This window comes from Nocardia asiatica NBRC 100129 (genome assembly GCF_000308415.1).
Classification (GTDB): domain Bacteria; phylum Actinomycetota; class Actinomycetes; order Mycobacteriales; family Mycobacteriaceae; genus Nocardia; species Nocardia asiatica.
In genome coordinates this window covers 1-3,754 of record NZ_BAFS01000084.1, presented here as the reverse complement: position 1 = coordinate 3,754, position 3,754 = coordinate 1, and the positions used below count along the sequence as shown (strand labels likewise).

The window sequence follows — 3,754 nt, the reverse complement described above, 5'->3', positions numbered from 1 at the left end:
TTTCCTCTCAGAGTTGGCCCGATGGTAGCGGGGTGGCGGGGAAACCGGATCTTCGCTGGCGGGAACTGCACCGCGCACGGAATGTGCACGCGGTCGAATTCCACGGCGACTTCATCGACCGAGCACTGACGCCCAGACAAGACGCACACCGTGCTGGTCTTCGTTAGATCGGTTCTCGACTCGGGCAGCCGGATCGGTATGCGGCCCAGAGGATCCGACACGTCCGAACCCGTCCAGGTGATCATCCCGGGCATCACTTCCCATATCGATCCTGCGTAAGGGGACGCGTGCTTCGATCGCGAGCGATCTGCGGGCGGGATCGAATCTGCGCCCCATGACGAGCGAAGCGGAAGTTCTTCAGGCCCCGAACACACAGCAAACCCCTCAGCGTGAATCTGAGGGGTTTCTGCTGGCGACCGGAAACTACAGTCCCCGACGTTCCAACAGCCAATCCGTCGCGGCCTCCACGTCATTGGCTGGCACCTTGCGCGTGTAGTAAGCGGGCAGAGTCACCCACCGCAGCCGACGCAGGCCCCGCACCGGCCGACCGGTCCACCCGCCCCACTCACGCCCCAGCGAGTACGCCTTACCCGAGCCCGCAGGGGCAGGGTGCAGTAGGGCCAGTTGCTGACGAAGCCGGAACCAGCGACCCGACCACATGCTACGACCGCTTGACGTGTGCGACAGATCCACGATGGTCCTCGTTAGGGGTTGCAGTTGATGATGGTGGGCGGCGTTTCCACGGAGTCGGTGACCGATTTACCACCCGATTCGACGTCGATTCTAACTATCGCCCTCCATGCACGGTCCTCGCAATGGGCGGTGTAGGCCAGGATGTTGTACCACGAGTTCGGAATCTCCCTGCTGGTATCCGCACCCTGTTCGATCCACTTGCCGTCGCGGGTCCTGTGTTGCAGCGACAGCCACACGTGGAAGGCGGTGGGCTTCTCATCGCATACCACGTTCGCCCCGACTCCGACACCGCCTTTGATCTGCATTGGATTGTGATTGAAACGGGCCTTGCACGACAGGGCCTTTGCGGTATCCGCCTGCGCCATCGGCGCTTGGACCACCAGAGCGGCGGCGACAGCTGCCATAGTCGCCGCGACCGTGGCACCTCGGCCGGACCGCAGCCCACTCTTGACTTTCATCATTCTCCTTCTCGACACAGAAAAGGGCGTGCACCCAGAGCGGATGCACGCCATGAAATGAAGCCGATCGGAGGGCACGCAGGACCCCGCAGACAGCACAACCATCCGTGGTCCCGCCCCGTGTGGTCACCAGCCCCCCCAGACGCGCATGGCCTTGACCCGCGCCGCGATCCTCCCCCGCGAACGCCGCCATCCCACCAGGGCCAACGCAGCGATCATGGTTTCATGTCTCCGGCAAGGGCGCAATCGATTTTGAGCCGTCATCGCTCGAGGTACAGCCGTTCCCCCGGCAACCTCGGCAACTTGTTGGGCACGCCATGACCCACGGACACGCCGTCCGTGCGATGCCGTACCCCTTCGTCTTGGACGAAGATCAACGCGGCAGTCAGACACGCCGCGAAATGCAGATGTAAGCCGCGCAGCCGCACGACGAGATGCACGTCCGGTTCGTCCGGCGCGGACAGTCACGGTTGGCGAACTGTGCCCCGACTGACGAGCCGCAAGGCGCGTGGAAGCCGGTACAGCGTCACGTGACGACAGCCGCATACGCAACCACGTCCTACCGCGCTGGCAGGATGAGAAGGTGCGGGACCTGGACACCGCGACCATTGAGGATTGGGTACACGTCTCACTGATCGGTGAGAAGGGCTTGTCGCCCTCCATGGCGATCAAGTGCTATTGGAACCTCTCAAGCCTCTGCGAGTACGCGAAGACGCGCGGCGCGCTCGACATCAACCCGTGCAAGGGCGTGAAGCTGCCGGACCTTAACCGCATGCCCGCCAAGTTCATCGAGGATGAAGCACACACCCAGATTCGGCGCACCCTGCCCGAAGAATTTCAAGACGTGCTCGACCTGTTGGACGAGACCGGATTGCGCCCCGGCGAGCTGCAAGGGTTGCACGTCGAGAACGTTGACTTGAAGGCACGCACGCTCGATGTGGCGTGGAGCTTCGACGCGTCCCCCGGCCAGATGAAAGAGCTGAAAGACAAGGAATGCCGCACGGTCCCGATCGCGGACAAGGCATGCAAGATCCTCGCTCGACGCATCAACGCGTACGGGTGGGGTCAACCTGCCCCGGTGCCGTACAAGAAGCGCAGCCGGGAAGTGGAATCGGGTTTGGTGCTGGCGCAGCCGAACGGGCGCCCGTACTCCGATTCGGAGTTCCGGAAGTCGCTGCGCGCGTCTGCCCGAATCGCCTACGTCGGCAAGGGCAAGGCACGGCACAACGTAGGCAGGGTGTACCCGTACCTGTGGCGGCATCGGTACGCGAAGCGTCTGCTACCGGCTGGGGTGCCGATAGACGAAATGGCCGTGCTCATGGCATGCGTCGATCGACATCACGAAAAGTGGTACGGGCATCTCGGGCAGTCCGGGTGGGATTCCGTACGCGTTATCCTGAACGCTGGGCTGGGCGCGGGGAGGCAAATTACCCCACCTGCGCGTCTTCTAGTCACTCAGAAGTGGCGTGAGCGGTGCGCGCCAGGCCCAGCCCGACGTTCGATACCTACCGGCAGAATCTATGGCTGCCGGAGCGCCGTTTCGGAGAAACTCAACTGTCCAGTTCAACGTTTCCGCAGCTCAGAGGCTATTTGTGGGGCGGGCGGGGCTCGAACCCGCGACCAATGGATTATGAGTCCACGGCTCTAACCGACTGAGCTACCGCCCCGTGCCGCGGGGAACCGCGAGCGTTGGGGATGCTACCGGGTGCGGTGGGTCGGGGACCAGTCGGTAGGTGATCGCCTAGGGTGGGTGGGTCGGAAACTTACTGGAGGGTCAGGTATGGCCGGTGTGTTCACGAAGGTGCTGAAGGCGCATCAGTGGGTGTACGAGAACAGCGGCGGGCTGGTGGGACATCGGCTGCTGCTGGGCAATCCCACGCTGCTGCTGCGGACGGTGGGACGCAAGTCCGGCAAGGAGCGGACGTCGGCGCTGACGTACGCGCGCGACGGGGCGGATTATCTGGTGACGGCGTCCAACGGCGGGTCGCCGCGGCCACCGGGGTGGCTGGCGAATCTGAAGGCGCGACCGGAGTGCGAGATCCAGGTCGGGCGGCGGAAACTGACGGTGCGGGCCCGGGCGACGCTGCCGGATGATCCCGAGTACGCCCGGCGGTGGGCGATCGTCGACAAGGTGAATCGGGGTCGCTACAGCGCCTATCAGAAGCTGACCGAGCGGCCCATCGCGGTCGTCGTGCTGACCCCGGCGGGGCCGGGTCAGTCGTCGCGGTAGTCGTCGTCCCAGTCGTCCTCGTAGTCCTCGGCGTCGGCGCGGTCGTCCCATGGCTCGGCTTCCTTCGGCGGCCGGCTGGCGAACTGCACGACAGCGACGACGAAGCCGAGGACCACGATGACGATACCGACGACGAGCAGAGTCTCCACCCCGGCACCCTAGCGCCGTCGCCCGGGCAGCGCACTACGTCAATTGTCCAGTTCGCCGCTTTGTTCACACTGTTAACAAAGTGCGCCCGATCGCCGCTCTGGACTCGATGGCGGCGTGCGCCCGATCGGCACCGTCGAGCGGGAAGGTCTGCCCGATGACGACCTCCAAGCGCCCCGCGGCGACCTCCTCTTGGGCCCGGCGGGCGAGTGCCTGCCAATCGATA

The 3,754-nt window shown here is 64.5% G+C and carries 5 protein-coding genes, 1 tRNA gene and 1 pseudogene; 2 read left to right on the top strand and 5 right to left on the bottom strand.

Going from position 1 to position 3,754, the window contains the following annotated elements; all coding sequences use genetic code 11:
- Positions 1-704: 704 nt before the first annotated feature.
- Both ON27_RS08460 and ON27_RS08455 read right to left on the bottom strand, forming a co-directional pair.
- The gene (locus ON27_RS08460) at positions 705-1,154 is read right to left on the bottom strand and encodes a hypothetical protein (protein WP_043722121.1); all 450 of its coding nucleotides are present in this window, start codon (positions 1,152-1,154) and stop codon (positions 705-707) included.
- Between the two features lie 257 nt (positions 1,155-1,411).
- Positions 1,412-1,591 carry a hypothetical protein gene (locus ON27_RS08455; protein WP_043722119.1) on the bottom strand — a complete coding sequence of 60 codons (180 nt, stop codon included), beginning with the start codon at positions 1,589-1,591 and terminating at the stop codon, positions 1,412-1,414.
- Positions 1,592-1,812: 221 nt separating this feature from the next.
- Here ON27_RS08455 and ON27_RS45785 point away from each other — a divergent pair.
- Positions 1,813-2,454, top strand: a pseudogene (locus tag ON27_RS45785) (tyrosine-type recombinase/integrase); the annotation flags it as partial.
- 290 nt (positions 2,455-2,744) lie between these two features.
- Here ON27_RS45785 and ON27_RS08445 read toward each other — a convergent pair.
- Positions 2,745-2,818: transfer RNA gene (locus ON27_RS08445), tRNA-Ile, on the bottom strand.
- Between the two features lie 113 nt (positions 2,819-2,931).
- Between ON27_RS08445 and ON27_RS08440 the strand changes: the two genes are divergently transcribed.
- Complete coding sequence (locus ON27_RS08440) at positions 2,932-3,381, top strand: nitroreductase/quinone reductase family protein (protein WP_043722111.1); 450 nt, start codon at positions 2,932-2,934, stop codon at positions 3,379-3,381.
- Here ON27_RS08440 and ON27_RS42765 read toward each other — a convergent pair.
- Positions 3,366-3,530, bottom strand: coding sequence for a hypothetical protein (locus tag ON27_RS42765; protein ID WP_157227123.1), 165 nt, complete (start codon positions 3,528-3,530; stop codon positions 3,366-3,368). The two genes, ON27_RS08440 and ON27_RS42765, sit on opposite strands and share 16 nt — an antisense overlap.
- A gap of 64 nt (positions 3,531-3,594) precedes the next feature.
- On the bottom strand, positions 3,595-3,753 hold the full coding sequence (locus tag ON27_RS41155; RefSeq protein WP_083887438.1) for a zinc-binding dehydrogenase: 159 nt from the start codon (positions 3,751-3,753) through the stop codon (positions 3,595-3,597).
- Position 3,754: the final 1 nt, after the last annotated feature.

Bases quoted from the DNA above. Each gene is read 5' to 3' on its own strand.
- ON27_RS08460 (WP_043722121.1), bottom strand. From the start codon at position 1,154: ATGATGAAAGTCAAGAGTGGGCTGCGGTCCGGCCGAGGTGCCACGGTC.
- ON27_RS08440 (WP_043722111.1), top strand. From the start codon at position 2,932: ATGGCCGGTGTGTTCACGAAGGTGCTGAAGGCGCATCAGTGGGTGTAC.